Below are 20330 nucleotides of genomic sequence, written 5' to 3' on the forward strand. Positions count from 1 at the left end.
CGAGGGTCACACTTCGACGGCAGGCCGGGTCTGGCAGCAACGGGCGGGGCAGCGGTTGCCGCCCCGCCCAAGGCCTCCGGCCCGAACCCGCCTAGAAGGGCTTGAACTCGTCGTACTCCTTCTCCGCCTCGTCCCGCTCCGCGTCGCGGTCCCTGCGGCGCTGTGCGGCCGGGCGGGGCGCCTCCATGCGGTGGTCCTCGCCGCGCCGTCCGAGCATCTCCGCGCCGGCGGACATCGAGGGCTCCCAGTCGAAGACGACCGCGTTGTCCTCGGGGCCGATGGCGACGCCGTCGCCCGCGCGGGCCCCGGCCTTCATCAGCTGGTCCTCGACGCCGAGGCGGTTGAGCCGGTCGGCGAGGTAGCCGACGGCCTCGTCGTTGTTGAAGTCGGTCTGGCGCACCCAGCGCTCCGGCTTCTCGCCGCGTACGCGGAAGACGACGTCCTCGCCGTCGGTCCCGTCCTCGCGGGTGACGGTGAATCCGGCGTCGTCGACGGCCTTGGGCCGGATGACGATCCGCGTGGCCTCTTCCTTGGGCTTCGCGGCCCGCGTCTCGGCGACGAACTCGGCGAGCGCGAAGGACAGCTCCTTGAGGCCCTTGTGGGCGACCGCGGAGACCTCGAAGACGCGGTAGCCGCGCTCCTCCAGGTCGGGCCGCACCAGGTCGGCCAGGTCCTGGCCGTCGGGGATGTCGACCTTGTTGAGGACGACGAGCCGCGGCCGGTTCTCCAGGCCCGCGCCGTACTCGCGCAGCTCGGCCTCGATCACGTCGAGGTCGGAGACGGGGTCGCGGTCGGACTCCAGCGTGGCGGTGTCCAGGACGTGCACGAGGACGGAGCACCGCTCGACGTGGCGCAGGAACTCCAGGCCGAGGCCGCGGCCCTGGCTGGCGCCGGGGATGAGGCCGGGCACGTCGGCGATGGTGTAGACGGTGGAGCCCGCGGTGACGACGCCGAGGTTGGGCACGAGCGTCGTGAACGGGTAGTCCGCGATCTTCGGCTTGGCGGCGCTGAGCACCGAGATCAGCGAGGACTTGCCCGCGCTCGGGTAGCCGACGAGCGCGACGTCCGCGACGGTCTTCAGCTCCAGGACGACGTCGCCGCCGTCACCGGGCTCGCCGAGGAGCGCGAAGCCGGGGGCCTTGCGGCGGGCGGAGGCGAGCGCGGCGTTGCCGAGGCCGCCGCGGCCGCCCTGGGCGGCGACGTACGTGGTGCCGTGGCCGACGAGGTCCGCGAGGACGTTGCCCTGCTTGTCGAGGACGACGGTGCCGTCGGGGACGGGCAGGACCAGGTCCTGGCCGTCCTTGCCGGAGCGGTTGCCACCCTCGCCGGGCTTGCCGTTGGTGGCCTTGCGGTGCGGGCTGTGGTGGTAGTCCAGGAGCGTGGTCACGGACTGGTCGACGACCAGGATGACGTCGCCGCCCCGGCCGCCGTTGCCGCCGTCGGGGCCGCCGAGCGGCTTGAACTTCTCACGGTGGACGGAGGCACAGCCGTGGCCCCCGCTACCCGCGGCGACATGCAGCTCGACGCGGTCCACGAAGGTGGTCATGGTGGGTGCCTCCAGTGACGAACGGCGCGAGCGCCGCATACGTAGGTACTAAATGTCTCAACTGCAACACGCGAAGGGCGGACCCGCTTCCCGGAATCCGGGAAGTGAGGTCCGCCCTCGCGAAGAAAACCGCTCTACGGAGCCTTGAGCCCTGGGAAAGGGATCAGGCGACCGGAACGATGTTCACGACCTTGCGGCCGCGGTGGGTACCGAACTCCACCGCACCGGCGTCCAGCGCGAACAGGGTGTCGTCCTTGCCGCGGCCGACGCCCGTGCCCGGGTGGAAGTGGGTGCCGCGCTGGCGGACCAGGATCTCACCGGCGTTGACGGTCTGACCGCCGAAGCGCTTCACACCGAGCCGCTGAGCATTGGAATCGCGCCCGTTCCGAGTGGACGATGCGCCCTTCTTGTGTGCCATCTTGTCTCAGTCCCTTACTTCGCAGCCGTGGGGATACCGGTGATCTTGATCGCCGTGTACTGCTGACGGTGACCCTGACGACGGCGGTAGCCGGTCTTGTTCTTGTAGCGAAGGATGTCGATCTTCGCGCCCTTGTGGTGGTCCACGACCTCGGCGGTGACCTTGATACCGGCAAGGACCCACGGGTCGCTGGTCACGGCGTCGCCGTCGACAACGAGCAGGGTCGAGAGCTCGACCGTGTCGCCAACCTTGGCGGTGGAAATCTTGTCAACCTCAACGATGTCGTCGACAGCAACCTTGTGCTGGCGACCACCGCTGCGCACGATGGCGTACACGCGGATCTCTCTTTCGCTCGGAACGGGACCCCCGCAGTCCAGCCGCCCCGCGCCGAGGGCACGAACGGCCTCTCCCCGATGTCGCGCGGAATTCCGCGTGATGTCCGGGAGGAATGAGGTTTACAGGGGTTGGACGTGCATAGGAACACGCCGACGGTCAAGGTTACGGGCCTCGTCCGTACGGGTCAAACCGGGTCCGCGCCGCCCTGCCGGGCGGGCTTCTCACCGTCCCGCCGGGCGGCCTTCCGACCGCCCTAGCGGGTGGGCTTCTCGCCGTCCGGCGGCAGCGGCTTCACGCCCCGGCACAGATCGGTCTTGTCGTTGGTCCCCGGCCAGGCCACCTTCTTCACCCGGTCGAAGTGCTTGCGGTAGGTGTCGTGCACCGAGTCGTCGTCGACCTTCACGATCACCTCGTCGTTCTCGCGCAGCGCGGGGGCCGTGTAGTTCTGCGAGCCGGTGAAGGTGACCTTGTTGCGCTTGCCGTCGTACACGCCGTCGATGAGGACGTACTTGCTGTGGATGATGTACGGCGTGGTCAGCTTCTGGCCGGGCACGAGCGGGTCCCGGTCGTCGTTGTAGCAGCGCAGCGCGGGACCGCCGGGCTTGTGCAGGGCCTCCCAGGTGCCGGGGGTGCCGCCCTGGCTCTTGGCGCTGTCGGTCTCGGCGTACACGAGGTCGACCGCGCAGCCCGCCTTCTTCAGGGCGACCAGCTTGTCGGCGATCTGCTTGCGGGTGATCTTGAAGATGGAGGCGCGGACCTTCGTCTGCCGCCGCACGCCGTTCGCGTCCTGGTAGCTGCACGCGACGTTGTTGAGGACCGAGTACATGGTGTCGGTCTCGTTGACCGTGCCCTCGCGCGGGAAGAAGTACGCCTTGTAGAGGCCGTTGCTGACCGTGCGGTAGTCCCAGCCCCGCCAGTCCATGCGGACCATGTCGTCGAAGTACTCGGCGAACGCGTCGTACATCGTCGGGTTGTTCGGGAGCTGCAGCGCGTCGTTGAAGAACTTGGTGTGCGCGGACGGCGTCGAGTTCGACGTGGTCTCCACGACGACGTCGCGGGCGCCCTTGACCTCGGAGAACAGCCAGAACTTGTTGTGCATGATCGACTTGCCGTGGCGCGGGTCGCCCAGACAGGACTTGTCCGTGGGACACAGCGCGACGAACGACTTCTCGGTCCGCTTCGTGCCGAGCGACGTCGCGAGCTTGGCGTACGAGGGGTTGTTCGGGCGGTCCGTGCGGCTCGTCGAGTCGAGCAGGATCTGTACGTTGACGCCGCGCTCACGGGCGTTCAGGAGCGCGTCGACGACCGGGGCCTCCCACACGTGGTAGACGGCGACCTTGATGGTCGAGCCGGGCACGGCCGCGTCGGTGAGCTGGATCAGGCGGGTGCGGATCGCGTGCTGGGCCTCGTCCGTGCCGAGCGGGTCGTTGAAGACCGGGCCCTCGGTCCACGTCGGCGTGGCCGCCGCCGTGTCGTCCGGGGCGGCACCGGCGGCGCCCGTGCCCGCGGCCTGCAGGCTCGCCGCCGCCGACAGGACCGTGGCGAGCGCCGCGGCCTGCCGCCCGCCCTTGACCTGTTTCACGGCGCGATGGCGGCCCGTGCCCTTGAGGCGCAGCTGCGCCATGGTGCATCCCTCCCCTGACTCCGGCGCGCGGTCTCCCCACGGCACACCGGTGTCCTGTCCTCACGGTCGACTCTTCGTCAACTCTTCACGACAACTCTTCACCACTACAAACCGCATGAGTCTTACAGGTAAGACGTGGCGATCCAAGTAGCGGGCGAAAACGGCACATTGGGGCCGCCCGGCGCGCATAACGCGCGCCGACGCGCCGGTGCCCCCGGCAGCGGCGAACTCGCCGTGCCGGGGGCACCGTTGCTGCGGTGACGCCCTGCGACGTCAGCCGGTGTCAGCCGACTGTGTCGCTGTCAGCCACGCGGGCCGACCTCAGCCCGCGTCGGCCGGGGCCGAGACCACGGTGCCCGACTGCTCGGCGGCGGCCTTCTTGGTGGTCTTCGCCGCCTTCTTGGCCGTCGTCTTCTTGGCGGCCGTCTTCTTCGCCGTCGTCTTCTTGGCCGCGGTCTTCTTCGTCGCGGCCTTCTTGGCGGTGGCCTTCTTGGCGGTGGCCTTCTTGGCCGTCTTGCGCGCCGCCTTCTTGGCGGCCGGAGCGGCTTCCTCGGCGGCGTCGGCGGCGGGCGCCTCGGCCGTGGCGTCGGACACCTGCTCCGCGGCTGCCTCGGACGGCTTGTCCGCCGCGGGCACGACCATGACGGCCGTCTCCGCGGACGCGGTCGGCGCGGTGGCCTTGCGCACGGCACGGCGGCGCGGGCGCGCCGGGGCCTCGGTGGCGGTCTCCGCGACCGGCTCGGCCTGCGCCGCCGTGGCGGGCTCGGCGGCCGGGGCCTCGACGACCGGCTCCGGCTTGGCCGGCTCCGCGATGATCACCTCGGCGCTGTCGGCGGCCTTCGGCGAACCGGCCGGAGCCGTCGCCTTGCGGGTCGCCCGACGCCGCGTACGCCCCTTGGGAGCCGCGTCGTCCTCGACGGGAGCGGCGGGGGCCTCGACGGCGGCGGCCACGGGGGCCTCGACCGGCTCGGCGACCGGCGCAGCCGGGGCCTCCTCGGCCGACGCGGCTTCCTCGGCCGGGACGGACTCCGCCTTGACCCTGCCCGCACGGGACTTGGCCTTCTTCTCGGCACGCCCGGCCTTGTCGCCCTTGGCCGCGCGCCCGGACTTGGGGGCCTTGTCGGGCTGTTCGGCCTGCTCCGCGCTCTCGGGCGCCTCGACCTCGGCCGTCTCCGACTTCGGCGCGCCCGCGGGAGCGGACGCCCGGCGCGTGGCCCGGCGCCGCGAACGGCCCCGGGTGGCGGCCGCCTCGGCCTCGGCGGGGCTGCTGTACAGCTCCTCGTCGGGGACGAACGCGGGCTCGGGCAGCGCCACCGGCTCGGCGACCTCCGCGGCGACCTCGGCAGCCGTCTCGGCCTGCTCGGAGACACCGGACTCGGCGGTCTCGTGCGTGTGGTCGTGGCCCGCGCCCTGGTCGCCGCCGCGGCCGCGCTTCTTGCGCTTGCCGCCGCCACCGGCCGTCGTCGCCTGGTCCATGTGCACGATGAGGCCGCGGCCGTTGCAGTGCACACAGGTCTCGGAGAAGGACTCCAGGAGCCCCTGGCCGACGCGCTTGCGGGTCATCTGGACCAGGCCGAGCGAGGTGACCTCGGCGACCTGGTGCTTGGTCCGGTCCCGGCCCAGGCACTCCAGCATCCGGCGCAGGACCAGGTCCCGGTTGGACTCCAGGACCATGTCGATGAAGTCGACGACGACGATGCCGCCGAGGTCGCGCAGGCGCAGCTGGCGCACGATCTCCTCGGCCGCTTCGAGGTTGTTCCTCGTCACGGTCTCTTCGAGGTTGCCGCCCTGACCGGTGAACTTGCCGGTGTTGACGTCGATCACGACCATCGCTTCGGTCTTGTCGATCACCAGCGAGCCGCCGCTGGGCAGCCACACCTTGCGGTCGAGGGCCTTGGCGAGCTGCTCGTCGATCCGGTACGTCGCGAAGACGTCGACCTCGGACGTCCACCGCGAGAGGCGGTCGGCGAGGTCGGGGGCGACGTGCGAGACATAGCCGTGGATGGTCTCCCAGGCCTCGTCGCCGCTGATGATGACCTTCGAGAAGTCCTCGTTGAAGATGTCGCGGACCACCCGGACGGTCATGTCCGGCTCGCCGTACAGCAGGCTCGGCGAGCTGGTGGTGGTCATCTTCGACTTCTTGAGGATGTCCTCCCACTGCGCCTGCAGCCGCTCGACGTCACGGCGCAGCTCGTCCTCGCTCGCGCCCTCGGCGGCGGTGCGCACGATGACGCCCGCGTCCTCGGGGACGATCTTCTTGAGGATGGTCTTCAGCCGGGCGCGCTCGGTGTCGGGCAGCTTGCGGCTGATGCCCGTCATGGAGCCTTCGGGCACGTAGACCAGGTAGCGGCCGGGCAGCGAGACCTGGCTGGTCAGGCGGGCGCCCTTGTGGCCGATCGGGTCCTTGGTGACCTGCACGAGGACGGACTGGCCGGACTTCAGGGCGGACTCGATGCGGCGCGGCCCGTTGGCCATGCCGAGCGCCTCGAAGTTGACCTCACCGGCGTACAGGACGGCGTTGCGGCCCTTGCCGATGTCGATGAAGGCGGCCTCCATCGACGGCAGGACGTTCTGCACCTTGCCCAGGTAGACGTTGCCGACGTAACTCGTCGACTGCTCCTTGTTGACGTAGTGCTCGACGAGGATGTTGTCCTCGAGGACGCCGATCTGGGTGCGGTCGCCGTTCTGACGGACGATCATCTCCCGGTTGACCGCCTCGCGACGGGCCAGGAACTCGGCCTCGGTGATGATCGGGACGCGGCGGCGGCCCTGCTCGCGGCCTTCACGGCGGCGCTGCTTCTTGGCCTCCAGGCGGGTCGAGCCCTTGATGGACTGCACCTCGTCGGAGGGCGAGTCGTCGCCCTTCTTGCGCGGCTCGCGGACCTTGACGACCGTGCGCTCCGGGTCGCCCTCGCCCGGCTCGGCCTCGCCGTTGTCACCGGCGCGACGGCGACGGCGACGGCGGCGACGGCTGCTGCTGGAGCCACCCGCGCCCTCGGCCTCGTCGGTGTCGTCGTCGGGCTGGTCGGCGGCGGCCTCGTCGGACTCGTCGGACTCGTCGGCGGGCTCGTCGGACTGCTCGGCGTCGTCCGACTGCTCGGCGCCGTCGGCGGACTCGCCACGACGGCGGCGACGGCCACCGCGGCGACGGCGACGGCCGTGCCGCTCACCGGCGTCGTCACCGTCGACGTCGTCGGCGGCGGCCTCGTCGGCCGTCTCGGTCCCGGCGTCGGCCTCAGCCGCGACGGGCTCGGCCGCGACGGCCTTCTCGGTCTCCTCGGGCTCCGCCGCGACGGGCGCGGCGGGCTGCTCGTCCACGGCGCGGCGGCGACGACGGCGGCGCGGGCCGGTCTCCTCCTCGGCCACGGGCGCGGGCGCAGGCGCGGGCTCGACGGGCTGCTCGGCCGCCTCGGCGGCGGCAGCGGCGGCGGCGCGCTCCGGGGTCTGGAACATCGGCTCGGCGAAGACGGGCGCCTGGAACACGGCCACGGCGGGCCGCGCGGGGCGGCGCTCGGCGTCGTCGTCGGAGCGCGTGCCCGTCGCTGCGGGCGCGGTGAATCCGGCGGCGGCCTTGCGGGTGGCGCGGCGGCGGGTGCGGCCGCGCGGCGCGTCGGCGTCGGCCTGCTCGGCGGCCTCGGTGTCGCGGCCGTTACGCCCACGCGGGGCGGCGTCGGCCTCCGGCGCGGCGGCCGGGGTGTCGGCCGGGGCAGACACGGCGGCCTCGGCGGGCTGCGTGTCGGCCGCGGTGGCGGCGGCGCGGGTGGCGCGGCGGCGGGAGCGGCGCGGGGCGGCGTCCTCGGCGGCCGGGGCCTCGGCGGTGTCCGGGGCGGCGGCCTGCGGCGCTGCGGCCTCAGTGACCTCGGGGGTCTCCGTGGTCTTCGCCTCGGCGGCGGGCGCGGCGGCACCGCGGGTGGCACGGCGGCGGGCGCGGCGCGGGGCGGCGTCGGCCTCCGGGGCCTCGGGGGTCTCGGCGGCCGCGACGGCCTCCTCGGTCGTGGCGGGCTCCGCGTCCGGGGCGGCCTGCGGCTCGGCGGCGGGCGCGGCCGAGGCACGCGTGGCGCGGCGGCGGGCGCGGCGCGGGGCGGCGTCCTCGGCGGGGGCCTCGGTGGTCTCAGGGGTCTCGGGGGCCTCGGTGGCGGGTGCGGCCGGGCTCTCGGCGACGGCGGCCGACGCCTGCTCGGCCTCGGCTGCCTGCGGCGCACCGGCGGGCGCGGAGGCACGGCGGGTCGCACGGCGACGCGTACGAGCGGGCGCGGACTCCGCCACGGCGGGCTCCTCGACTGCGGCCACCGGCTCGGCGGCGGGGGCGGCCGGGGCGTCGCCCTCGGCGGCGGACTGGGGCGCACCGGCGGGCGCGGAGGCACGCCGGGTCGCGCGGCGACGCGTACGAGCGGGGGCGGCCTCTTCGACGGCGGGCGCGGCCTCAGCGGCGGCCTCGGCGTTCCCTTCCGTCTCCTCGGCCTCGACCTCGTCCTCGAGGTCGCTCGCGGTGTCCACGGCGGTGGCGGGGGTGGCCGGTATGGCCGGCCCGGCGTTCGTGGTGGTGCCCGCGGGCGGTCCCGCGGGACGCGACGCGGCCCGGCGCCGGCGGCGCGGGGGCAGGGTGTCGCTGGGTGTGCTGTTGTTCGAACCCTCAGTGGGGTCGTTCGGCTCAAGCATGCGGGCGGTTCTCCCGTCACGCTCCCGGGCGCCGCGCCTGTACCGGACATGTCCGCGGCTCTCGCTTGCTGCGCGGGGCCGCCATCCGGGGGCGTGGGCGCCGCACGGGAGCTCTCTGTGTCTTGTCTCGCCGGTTCCGTACGCCCCTTGGTGCGGACGGCCTGGCGAAAGTCTTCTGGTCAGTGCGCCGCCCGACCCAGGTGGCTCCCGAGTACGAGGGCGGCGCTGCGGTGTTCTCGGCGAACGCCCCTGCGCGGGACCGTCCCTACTCCGGCGCCGTCGCGGCGGCAGGTGCGGCGTCCCCTGAACGATCGGATCGATCGGCCGGAGCGGCCATGTCTGCCTCGCGGTCGGGCGCGAGCGGGTCGGTCACCGTGCCGGTCTCTTCATCGAAAAGCCCCTGCGCCAGCCTGGTCACCGCTGCGGGGACCGGCGGCGCCAGGTCGGCCACAGCTCGGAGACCGGACAGGACGTCGTCGGGTCGGACGGCAGGTGTCACGTGCCGCACAACCAGCCGCAGTATCGCACAGGGCTTGTCGCTCGGCCTATCGGCACGGGAGGCGAGCGCCTCCGGGCCGAGGCTGTCGAGGCTCACGACGGCCGCGCGGGCGTCGAAGGTGCGCATGCCGTTCTTCGTGCGGCGCTGGACCTCGACGGTCTCGGCGGCGCGGAAGGCGTCGGCGGCGCGCTCGGCGTCGGCGGGCGCCACGCCGTCCAGCCGCAGCTCCCACACGGAGGCGGTGAGCCGGTCGGCGAGGCCCGAGGTGCGGGCCTCGACGGCGTCGGTGATGTCGAGGCCGTCGGGCAGTGACGCGTCGAGCAGCTCCCACAGGGTGTGCGGGTCGCGGTGCTCGGTGAGGGCGATCTCCAGGTACTCGGCCTCGCTGCCCGTGCCGGTGGGTGCGGCATTGGCGTACGACACCTTCGGGTGCGGGGTGAAGCCGGCCGAGTACGCCATGGGCACCTCGGCGCGGCGCAGCGCCCGCTCGAAGGCGCGCTGGAAGTCACGGTGGCTGGTGAACCGGAGGCGGCCGCGCTTGGTGTAGCGCAGTCGGATGCGCTGCACCGCGGGTGCGGGCGGCGGGCCTTCGGGCTGTCGCTTGCCCAGTGGTCTAGTCCTTCGTGAGTACGGTCGTGCCAGGGTCCAGGGTACGTCCCCGGCCGCTGTCCGGTTCCCGCCGGGCCTGCGGGACCCGCTCGACGGGGGTCCGCTCCCGGGCGCCGCCGAACAGGGCGCGCCGCACGTCCGCACGGGCCTGGCGGACGCTCTGCCGGGCGGTGGCCAGGGCCTGCCTGGTGGCCCGGCCCACGGCCCGGGCGGCGTCGGCGGCGGGGCGCCACACCAGGTCGCGGACGGCGTGCCCGGCCGGGGTGAGGACGCTGCGGTACACCCAGCGCGCCGGGCTCACGAAGATCCACCGAAGGAGCTGTCCGAAGAACCGCCACACGGCCCGCGACACGTGCCCCGCGACCCGCCAGGCGTGCCCGAGCGCGTCCCCGATCTCGCGCGCCACCACGGCGATGCCCCGCCCGATCGGCGCGAGCACCCACCGCCACACCGCCACCGCGGGCACCACGAAGATCCACCGCAGCAGCGTCCCGACGACGAACCCGATCCCCCGCAGCAGCCACACGATCCCGGCCCCGAGCCACATCAGCCCGGCGCCGATGCCCCGCGCGACCCAGGCGATCGCGTGCCCGACCGGCGTCAGGACGTATCGGTACAGCGCCACCGCGGGCACCACGAACAGCATCCGCAGCAGCCACCGCACACCGCGCCCGAGCGCCTTGCCGCCGGCGCCGATGCCCCGCGCGACCCAGGCGATCGCGTGCCCGACGGGCGTCAGGACGTACCGGTACAGCGCCACCGCGGGCACCACGAGCAGCAGGTGCAGGAGCCAGCCGAGCCCGAGGCCGACCGGCACGACCACGTACCGCCACAGCCCCACCCAGGGCCAGACGAACAGGCACTTGCCGAGGAAGAGACCGGCTGCCGCGAGCCCCCGGCCCAGCGGAGCGAGGACGTACGTCCACAGCGCGCCCAGCGGCAGCAGCACGAGGGTCCGGCCGAGCCAGGCCAGCGCACGGCCGACAGGGCGCAGCGCGGTGTCGAGCAGGAACCGCCCGGCCACCACGAGCGCGTCCCACACCAGGCGCACCGGCACGACGACCACCAGCGCCACGATCCGCACCGGCAACCGGATGGCCACGACGAGACAGCCCTCCGCCTGCGCGGGGGGCTGTCTCGGTGCGAACTGCGGCGCGGGTGCCGCCGGGTGCTGCGCGGCCTGCTCCGCGGGGGGTGCGGCGGGCCGTTTCTCCAGGTCCATGTGGTGCTAGACGCACGCGGGGGCCATCCGGCTCCCGGTTTCCGCGCCTACCTCTGCCTTTCCGTTCGGGGGCGGTGCCACGGCGACGGCGGGTCACTCCACGGCGATGGCAGGCTAGTCGACGGCGAAGGCTGACTGCTCCACGGCGATGGCTGGTTACTCCACGGCGATGCCGTAGTCCGGCAGGAGCTGCTCCAGGCCGCCGGTGTACCCCTTGCCGCCGAGGACGAAGTCCCAGTCGCCCCCCGCTCTGCGCCGGAACGAGCCGAGGACCAGGGCGGTCTCGCCGGAGCGGCCCTCGGAGACCTCGAGCGTGCCGAGTTCGGTGAGCGCCGGATCCAGGAGGCGGATGCGGGCGTCGGTGAAGCCCGACAGGTCCGCGTGCGGGTTGACCTCGGGGTCGACCGCGGCGACCAGCGCGAGCCGGTCGGCGGCCACGGGCAGGGACTCGAAGGCGACGCGCACCGCGGCCTTGTCCGGCGGGCTCGCGGTGTGCGCGCGCACCGAGCCGTCCGGGGTCCGGGAGTTGTTGAAGAACACGAAGTGGTCGTCGCTCAGGACGCGGTCGCCCGCGCAGACGAGGGCGCAGACGTCCACGGCCACGGTGCCGGACCAGGACATGCCGAGGACGTTGTAGTCCTCCTGGCGCGGGGCGGGGGCCGGGGGCGGCTCGGGGGCCGCGCCGCCGCGTTCGCCGAGGCGGCCGGTGAGTCCGTGCCGGTGCAGCAGGTCGACCAGTTCGGGGCCCGATATCAGCTCCAGCGGCTTGCCGTTGGCGAAGGTGTACGAGCCGGGGCCGAAGCCCGACGTGGTGACCAGGACGCCCTTGTTGGCGCCGCAGTCCTGGACGGTGCCGTACAGATCGCGGACGGCCGTCGGCGGCACGGTGTTGCGGTACCGCTTCACCTGGACGACGATCTTGCCGCCGCGGATCGGGGTGGGGTCGAGCGCGTCGACGTCCACACCGCCGTCGTTCGAGCGCTGCGTCATCACCGCCTGCATGCCCATGGCCCGGAACAGCTCGGCGACCAGGGACTCGAACACGATCGGGTCCATGTCCCGCAGATCCGGTTCCTCCCCCGCGCCGGCGCCGCCGTGGCTCGCGACGTGCTGGCCCACGTCGTCCGGCCTGCGCGCGGGCCGCACCGGGGAGAGCTGGTCGGGCCGCGCCGCCAACTGCCCGCGGAGGCCGTCGACCAGGCAGCTCACCGGGTCCACCTGCGCCAGGCGGAGGTCGGCGAAGGTGGCCCGCGAGGCCATGACCGTGGCGAGGAAGATGTGTGCCCGGACGCCCGTCGCCGGATCGTGGTCGTCGACGAAGGCGTTCAGCGCCACGGATTCGAGCGCGCCGTGCTCGTCCGCCGCGAACAGGTCGTGCAGCACGAGCAGCACGCACTGGGCGACGACGCCCCGGTACAGCGCCCGGCGCTGGCTCACCGGGCGCGGCGCTTCCTTGTCCTCGTCGGCGTTGATCATGTAGCGCACCGACTTCGCCTCGGGCACCACGTCGTAGCCCGGGAGTTCCCAGTCGAGCACCAGTTGGCGCGACGCCGGGTCGTAGGCCGCGGAGACCTGCCGCGGGAAGCCCTCGGGCCAGGCCGTCGAGGAGTACAGCGCGGCCGTGAAGTACTCGACGGCGGCTTCCGCGTCGCCGCTCCGGACGCCCGCGCCGACCTCGGCGATGCCCGCGTTGTGGCGGCGCACCTCCATCAGGTGACTGGTGACCCAGGCGTCGTACTGGCGCCGCAGTGCCGCCAGTTGCTGCTGCCGCTGGGCCTCCGCGGCCTGCGCCGCCTGCCAGTCGTACGCGAACCGGGCCCGCGCCTCCGCCTGCGCCTGGGCCCGGCGGCCCGGCGTCCAGCCGCCCTGCGCCTGATAGACGTCCGGGTCCGGCATGGGCACCGGCACCGCGAGCTGTCCGGCCGAGAACGGCATGACCTCCTCGGACCGCAGCAGGGCCTGCGCCCGGAAGGCGGGGGCACGGCAGCCGGCCGCTAACAGCCCTTGCAGGGACTCCACTTGCGCGTCGAGTTCCTGGGTCAGGCGCCGGGCCTCCGCCTGCCGGTACTCGCGGTAGTCCCGCTCCATCCGGCGCTGCTCGGCACGGGCCCGCCGCTCCTGTTCCCGGCGTTGTCGGGCCTCGGCCTCCAGCTGGCGTTGCTGCTGCCGCTGGACCTCGGCCCAGACACCGACAAGACCACTTGAGCGACGACTCATGCGTGCAGGCCCTCCCCAGGACGCCGACCTCTCCCCAAAACCGCTGGCCGGCCCTCCAACCAGCGGTTATGAGATGACTTTAGCCAGCATCCGGCGTCCCGCCCACGTCGCCGGGGGGCTCACTTCACGGCGGGCGTCTTCACCGACAGCGGCAGCAACTTCTTGCCCGTCGGCCCCACTTGGATCTCCGTCTGCATGGCGGGGCAGACACCGCAGTCGAAGCACGGCGTCCAGCGGCAGTCGTCGACCTCGGTCTCGTCGAGCGCGTCCTGCCAGTCCTCCCAGAGCCAGTCCTTGTCGAGACCGGAGTCCAGGTGGTCCCAGGGCAGCACCTCTTCGTACGTGCGCTCGCGCGTCGTGTACCAGTCGACGTCCAGGCCCACCTCGGGCAGCGTCTTCTCGGCGCACCGCATCCAGCGCTCGTAGCTGAAGTACTCGCGCCAGCCGTCGAAGCGGCCGCCGTCCTCGTAGACGGCGCGGATCACGGCGGCGAGACGGCGGTCGCCGCGGGAGAGCAGGCCCTCGACGATGCCGGGCTTGCCGTCGTGGTAGCGGAAGCCGATGGAGCGGCCGTACTTCTTGTCGCCGCGGATCTTGTCGCGGAGCTTCTCCAGGCGGGCGTCGGTCTCCGCGGCGGAGAGCTGCGGGGCCCACTGGAACGGCGTGTGCGGCTTGGGCACGAAGCCGCCGATGGAGACCGTGCAGCGGATGTCGTTGGAGCCGGAGACCTCGCGGCCCTTCTGGATGACGTTCATCGCCATGTCGGCGATCTGCAGGACGTCCTCGTCGGTCTCGGTGGGCAGGCCGCACATGAAGTACAGCTTCACCTGGCGCCAGCCGTTGCCGTACGCGGTGGCGACGGTGCGGATCAGGTCCTCTTCGGAGACCATCTTGTTGATGACCTTGCGCATGCGCTCACTGCCGCCCTCGGGGGCGAAGGTGAGGCCGGAGCGGCGGCCGTTGCGGGTCAGCTCGTTGGCGAGGTCGACGTTGAAGGCGTCCACACGGGTGGACGGGAGGGACAGGCCGATCTTGTCCTCCTCGTACCGGTCGGCGAGGCCCTTGGCGACCTCGGCGATCTCGGTGTGGTCGGCGGAGGACAGGGACAGCAGGCCGACCTCCTCGAAGCCGGTCGCCTTCAGCCCCTTCTCGACCATCTCGCCGATGCCCGTGATGGAGCGCTCGCGCACCGGGCGGGTGATCATGCCCGCCTGGCAGAAGCGGCAGCCGCGCGTGCAGCCGCGGAAGATCTCCACCGACATCCGCTCGTGCACGGTCTCGGCGAGCGGCACCAGGGGCTGCTTCGGGTAGGGCCACTCGTCGAGGTCCATGACGGTGTGCTTGGACACACGCCACGGGACACCGGACTTGTTCGGTACGACACGGCCGATGCGGCCGTCCGGCAGGTACTCCACGTCGTAGAACGCCGGGATGTAGACACTGCCGGTGCGCGCGAGGCGGAACAGGACCTCTTCGCGGCCGCCGGGGCGGCCCTCAGCCTTCCAGGCGCGGATGATCTCCGTCATGTCGAGCACGGCCTGCTCGCCGTCGCCGATGATCGCCGCGTCGATGAACTCCGCGATCGGCTCGGGGTTGAACGCGGCATGACCGCCCGCGAGGACGATCGGGTCGTCCAGGCCGCGGTCCTTGGACTCCAGCGGGATGCCCGCGAGGTCCAGGGCGGTCAGCATGTTCGTGTAGCCCAGCTCCGTGGAGAAGGACAGGCCGAACACGTCGAAGGCCTTCACCGGGCGGTGGGCGTCCACCGTGAACTGCGGGACCCGGTGCTCGCGCATCAGCGCTTCGAGGTCCGGCCAGACGCTGTACGTGCGCTCGGCGAGGACGCCCGGGCGCTCGTTCAGTACCTCGTAAAGGATCATGACGCCCTGGTTGGGCAGACCGACCTCGTACGCGTCCGGGTACATGAGGGCCCAGCGGACGTCGCACTCGTCCCACGCCTTGACGGTGGAGTTGAGCTCACCGCCCACGTACTGGATCGGCTTCTGCACATGCGGGAGCAGGGCTTCGAGCTGCGGGAAAACCGACTCGACAGACATCGCTGGACCTTCGTGAGCTGACAGGGGTGACCCTCAAGCCTAACGTGGCCCGGACCCGTCCCCGTACCCCGATCGGCCGACCCCCGCGCCCGGCGCTAGCCGCCGAGCGCCGCCCGCGCCTTCGGCCGCGACGCGCGCTCCCACACGCCCACCAGCTCCCGCTCCCGGGCCGCCGCGGCCGCCTCCTCGCGGCCGTACAGCAGCCCCCACACGAACGCCGACTCGCCCGCCCCGTGCGCCTGGATCGCCAGGTCGCGCAGGGCCTCGCGGGCCACCACGGAGTCCTGGTGGTCGCCGAGGACCTTCTGCACGGCCTTCATCCCCTTGGCGAAGCGGGCCGCGGGGTCGCCGAGGGCGGGGGTCGCCGCCTCCCCCGCGTACCTGGCCCGCTTCGCCGCCTTGCGGGCCTCGTGCATCGCCAGGTCCCGGTCCGTGCCGGGGGGCACGGCGAGCGCGTGGTCCACGCGGGTCGCGAGGCGGTCGTAGTCCTTCAGGACCGCCGTGGGCAGGGCCTCGGCGGCGGGGGTCCGCGCGGTCTTGCGGAGCGGAGGGTCGGCCAGGAGGGCGTCCAGGCCGTCGAGCAGGGCCAGGTAGCGCCTGCTGTCGAGCACGGCGACCGTCTTGCGGCGCGAGCCCGCGTGGCCCGCCGCCGTCCACCGGCGCAGTCTGCCGCGGACCGGGCCCAGGAGGAGGGTGCGGGGGATGTCCGTCAGGGCGGCCGTCAGGCGTTCGGTGAGGACCTCTCGGTCGCGGTCCACGCCCAGCTCGGCCGCCAGCCACTTCAGCTCCTCGCCGATCGGGTCCGTGACCGCGCGGTCGAGGATCTTGCTGTACGTCTTGAAGGCGCTGCGGGTCCTGCGGGTCGCCACCCGCATCTGGTGGACGGAGTCGGGGAGGTCCTGGCGGACCGCGGGGTCGAGGTCGACCAGGGCGTTTCGCTGCTCGCGGAGGTAGGCGAGGACTTGGGTGCCCGCTGCGTCGGGGTTCAGCTGGGGCTCGGGCTGCTCGCCGGGACGACTGCCCACAGCGGCAAGGGGCTCCTTCGCCGCCGTCTCGGCCAGGGCCCGTGCCAGCTTCGACTTGGACGTCGACCTGCGTACGCCCGCCTTGCGGAGTCTCTTCTCCACCTTGTCCAGGAGGTGGGGGTCGCCGTTCGGGGCCAGTTCCACCTCGATCTCCGACCAGGACGCGGTGGCCGTGGTGCCGTCCAGGCGGTCGGCGCGGACGGCGTCGACGCTGAGCTCGGCGAGGAGGGTGCCGTCGGTGTCGACGAGGTGACGCAGGTCGCGGGCGGAACGGAGGCGGACGACCGGGGTGAGGGGCGCCTCGCGGACGCGGGAGCGGACCAGGCCGAGGAGGGCGCGGGGGACGTCGTCGGACAGGGGGGCGTGCACCTCGTCGCGGGCGCCCTCGATCTCGGGCACGGGGAGTTTCAGGTGCCAGCCCGCGTCGTGGCCGCCGGTGCGGCGGCGCAGCGTGATGGCGGCCGCCGCGAGGCGCTGGTCGGCGGTGTCGTAGTAGACCGCGTCCAGGTCGGCGACGCCCTTGTCGAGGACGTCGGCCACCCCGGCGACTCCCCTGAGGTCGGGGAGCCCACCGGGGGCGTCGGCGTCGTACTTCCGCTCGATCTCACGCTCGCGCTTCGTGTCCGCCATGAACCGAATCTAGACGCGATCGGCCGTCTTGGGCAGACCCCGGCCGCTATGCCGAGAGCGGTCTTTCCACCTTGATCGACTGGAGTAGGCCCACGGCCAGCCAGACCGCGAACATGGAGGTGCCACCGTAGGACACGAACGGCAGGGGCAGACCGGCGACGGGCATGATGCCGAGGGTCATGCCGATGTTCTCGAAGGCCTGGAAGGCGAACCAGGCGATGATCCCGGCGGCGACGACGGTGCCGTACAGCTCGGTGGTCTCGCGGGCGATGCGGCAGGCGCGCCAGAGGACGACGCCGAGGAGCAGCAGGATGGCGCCCGCGCCGACGAAGCCCAGTTCCTCGCCGGCGACGGTGAAGACGAAGTCCGTCTGCTGTTCGGGGACGAACTGGCCGGTGGTCTGGGAGCCCTTGGTGAGGCCGGTGCCGGTGAGGCCGCCGGAGCCGATCGCGATGCGGGCCTGGTTGGTGTTGTAGCCGACGCCCGCCGGGTCGAGGGCGGGGTTGGCGAAGGCCGCGAAGCGGGCGATCTGGTAGTCGTCGAGGACGCCGAGCTGCCAGATGGCGACGCCGCCGAGGGCGCCCGTGCCGAGCAGGCCGAAGACCCAGCGGTTGGAGGCGCCGGAGGCGAGCAGCACACCGAGCACGATCATCACCATGACCATGACCGAGCCGAGGTCCGGCATGAGCAGGACGATCAGTATCGGGACGGTGGCGAGGCCGAGGGCCTGCAGCACCGTGCGGTGGTCGGGGCGGTCCTTGTCGCCCGCGTCGACGCGGGCCGCGAGGAGCATCGCCATGCCCAGGATGATGGTGATCTTGACGAACTCGGAGGGCTGCAGCGAGAACCCGGCCACCACGATCCAGGCGTGGGCGCCGTTGATGGTCGCGCCGAGCGGGGTGAGCACGAGCAGCACCATGAAGACCGAGATGCCGTAGAGGATCGGCACGGCCGTGCGCAGGTTGCGGTGACCGAGCCAGACCGTGGCGGTCATCAGGGCCAGGCCGATGCCGATGTTCACGACGTGCTTGATCAGGAAGGCGTACGGGTCGTCGCCGACGAGTTCCGTGCGGTTGCGGGTCGCCGAGTAGACGAGCGCGGAGCCGATCACGGAGAGCGCGAGGGCGGCGAGCAGCATCACCCAGTCGAGCCTGCGCAGTATCGAGTCGCGGGCGAACAGGCGGGAGAGCGTGGAGCGTTCGGGGCCGTAGCCCGAGACGGAGAAGCCACCGTTCATGGTCATGGGCGCGGCCCATTCGTCGGAAGGGCGGTGGTGGGAGACGGGTGGGCCATGGACTAGTCACGCCTCCCGGCGGCCGGGGGCCCGGCCAGTTGGGTCTGCTCGTTCGGCGGCTTGGGCTTGCCGGGCTTGAACGGCTTGATCTTCGGGGCGTCGATGGAGCCGTCGGCCTCGATCTTGGGCAGGGACTTCTGCGGCTCGGGCAGCAGGGCCTTCTTCAGGTCCTGGTTGCCGCTGTCGTCCAGGCCGTAGATGGCGTCGTAGATCTTGCGGACGGCGGGCCCGGAGGCGCCGGAGCCGGTACCGCCCTGGGAGATCGTCATCACGATCGAGTAGTCCTTGGTGTACGTGGCGAACCACGACGTCGTCTGCTTGCCGTAGACCTCGGCGGTACCCGTCTTGGCGTGCATCGGGATCTTGTCCTGGGGCCAGCCGCCGAAGCGCCAGGCGGCGGTTCCCTTGGTCGCGACGTCCGCGAGGGCACCGTCTATGTCCTTGCGCAGCGCCGCGTCCATGGGCAGCTTGCCGTGGGACTCGGGCTTGATCTCCTCGACGCGCTTGCCGTCGCCGCTGATGATCGCCTTGCCGACGGTCGGGTTGTACATGGTGCCGCCGTTGGCGATGGCCGAGTAGATGGTGGCCATCTGGATCGGCGTGACGAGGGTGTCGCCCTGGCCGATGGAGTAGTTGACGGAGTCACCGGCGCGCATCTTCATGCCTTCGAGGCAGTTCTCGTAGGCGATGCGCTCGGCGTACTCGCCGTCCTTCTTGCCCTGCTTGCACCAGGCGTCCTTGTTGGCACCCCAGTAGTCCTTCTTCCACTGGCGGTCCGGGACGCGGCCGCTGACCTCGTTGGGCAGGTCGACGCCGGTCTCCTTGCCGAGGCCGAACTGGTGGGCGGTCTTGTAGAACCAGTCCTTGGCGTCCGTCTTCGGCTTGTTGCCGCCGTCCTTGCGCCATTCGTCGTGCGACAGCTTGTAGTAGACGGTGTCGCAGGACACCTCCAGGGCCTGGCCGAGGGAGATGGAGCCGTGGCCCTGGGACTCGAAGTTCTTGAAGACCTGGCCGCCGATGGAGTACGAGCTGGGGCACGGGTAGCGGCCGTTGAACTCGTAGCCCGCGTTGACGGCGGCGGTGGTCGGGATGACCTTGAAGATCGAGCCGGGGGCGGCCTGGCCCTGGATGGCCCGGTTCAGCAGCGGGTAGTTGGACTTCTTGCCGGTGAGGCGGGTGTAGTCCTTGCCGGAGATGCCGCCGACCCAGGCGTTCGGGTCGTAGGTGGGGTTGGAGGCCATGGAGACGATGCGCCCGGTCTTGTTCTCCATGACGACGACGGCGCCCGCGTCGGCCTTGTAGTTCTCGCCGGTGTTGTCGTCGAACTCGTCCCGGGCCTTCTTCATCGCGTCGTTCAGCCAGTACTCGGACACGGCCTGCACGCGCGCGTCGATGCTGGTGACGACGTTGGAGCCGGGCTCGGCGCGGTCGGAGTCGGCCTTCCCTATCACCCGGCCGAGGTTGTCGACCTCGTAGCGGGTGACGCCGGCCTTGCCGCGCAGCTGCTTGTCGTAGGTGCGCTCGAGACCGGAGCGGCCGACCTGGTCGGAGCGCAGGTAGGGCGAGTCGGAGTCCTTGGCCTTGTTGATCTCGTCGTCGGTGACGGGCGAGAGGTAGCCGAGGACCTGCGCGGTGTTGGACTTGCCGGGCGCGGGGTAGCGGCGCACGGCGGTGGGCTCGGCGGTGATGCCGGGGAAGTCCTCGGAGCGCTCCCGGATCTGCAGGGCCTGCTTGGGCGTGGCCTCGTCGGTGATCGGGATGGGCTGGTACGGCGAGCCGTTCCAGCAGGGCTGGGGGGTCTTGGAGTCGCAGAGGCGGACCTTGTCGGCGACGTCCTTGGGGGTCATGTCGAGGACCCCGGCGAGCTTGTCGAGGACGGCCTTGCCGTCGTCCGGCATCTTCATCAGGTCCGTGCGGGACGCGGAGACGACGAGGCGGGTCTGGTTGTCGGCGATGGGCACGCCGCGGGCGTCGAGGATCGCGCCGCGCACGGCGGGCTGGACGACCTGCTGGACGTGGTTGCCGGAGGCCTCCTCGGCGTACTCGGCACCGTTGCGGACCTGGAGGTACCACAGGCGGCCGCCGAGGGTGAGGAGCAGCGAGACGACGAGGATCTGGATGATGACGAGACGGATCTGGACGCGCGGGGTGCGGCCCGTCTCCGGGATGTTGGTCACTGCTGCACTCCTCCCCT

Annotated in this window: 12 protein-coding genes; all 12 read right to left on the reverse strand. The window is 72.2% G+C overall.

Going from position 1 to position 20330, the window contains the following annotated elements; all coding sequences use genetic code 11:
* Positions 1-91: 91 nt before the first annotated feature.
* Positions 92-1546, reverse strand: a complete 1455-nt coding sequence (obgE, locus tag IE274_RS01595; RefSeq protein ID WP_190113699.1) for a GTPase ObgE — start codon at positions 1544-1546, stop codon at positions 92-94.
* Between the two features lie 163 nt (positions 1547-1709).
* A complete protein-coding gene (gene rpmA, locus IE274_RS01600) occupies positions 1710-1964 on the reverse strand; it encodes a 50S ribosomal protein L27 (RefSeq protein ID WP_030362615.1) in 255 nt (84 codons plus the stop codon).
* Between the two features lie 14 nt (positions 1965-1978).
* Positions 1979-2299, reverse strand: coding sequence for a 50S ribosomal protein L21 (rplU, locus tag IE274_RS01605; protein WP_030362614.1), 321 nt, complete (start codon positions 2297-2299; stop codon positions 1979-1981).
* Between the two features lie 254 nt (positions 2300-2553).
* Entirely contained in the window at positions 2554-3924 is a 1371-nt protein-coding gene (locus IE274_RS01610; protein WP_190113700.1) for a phospholipase D-like domain-containing protein, read from the reverse strand.
* A 321-nt stretch (positions 3925-4245) separates the two neighbouring features.
* Complete coding sequence (locus IE274_RS01615; RefSeq protein WP_190113701.1) at positions 4246-8583, reverse strand: Rne/Rng family ribonuclease; 4338 nt, start codon at positions 8581-8583, stop codon at positions 4246-4248.
* Between the two features lie 265 nt (positions 8584-8848).
* Positions 8849-9649 (reverse strand): TIGR03936 family radical SAM-associated protein, encoded by an 801-nt coding sequence (locus IE274_RS01620; protein WP_190113702.1) that lies wholly within the window; start codon positions 9647-9649, stop codon positions 8849-8851.
* Between the two features lie 46 nt (positions 9650-9695).
* Positions 9696-10913: a hypothetical protein gene (locus IE274_RS01625; protein ID WP_190113703.1), complete on the reverse strand. Its 1218-nt coding sequence runs from the start codon at positions 10911-10913 to the stop codon at positions 9696-9698.
* A 156-nt stretch (positions 10914-11069) separates the two neighbouring features.
* Complete coding sequence (locus IE274_RS01630) at positions 11070-13130, reverse strand: restriction endonuclease (RefSeq protein ID WP_190113704.1); 2061 nt, start codon at positions 13128-13130, stop codon at positions 11070-11072.
* Between the two features lie 119 nt (positions 13131-13249).
* Entirely contained in the window at positions 13250-15187 is a 1938-nt protein-coding gene (locus tag IE274_RS01635; protein WP_190113705.1) for a TIGR03960 family B12-binding radical SAM protein, read from the reverse strand.
* A gap of 95 nt (positions 15188-15282) precedes the next feature.
* Positions 15283-16842 carry a CYTH and CHAD domain-containing protein gene (locus IE274_RS01640; protein WP_190113706.1) on the reverse strand — a complete coding sequence of 520 codons (1560 nt, stop codon included), beginning with the start codon at positions 16840-16842 and terminating at the stop codon, positions 15283-15285.
* A gap of 46 nt (positions 16843-16888) precedes the next feature.
* The gene (gene rodA / locus IE274_RS01645; protein WP_190113707.1) at positions 16889-18085 is read right to left on the reverse strand and encodes a rod shape-determining protein RodA; all 1197 of its coding nucleotides are present in this window, start codon (positions 18083-18085) and stop codon (positions 16889-16891) included.
* Between the two features lie 53 nt (positions 18086-18138).
* Positions 18139-20313 carry a penicillin-binding protein 2 gene (gene mrdA / locus IE274_RS01650; protein WP_190113708.1) on the reverse strand — a complete coding sequence of 725 codons (2175 nt, stop codon included), beginning with the start codon at positions 20311-20313 and terminating at the stop codon, positions 18139-18141.
* Positions 20314-20330 lie beyond the last annotated feature (17 nt).

Origin of the sequence: Streptomyces flavofungini, assembly GCF_014650815.1 — a bacterium.
Lineage (GTDB): Bacteria > Actinomycetota > Actinomycetes > Streptomycetales > Streptomycetaceae > Streptomyces > Streptomyces flavofungini.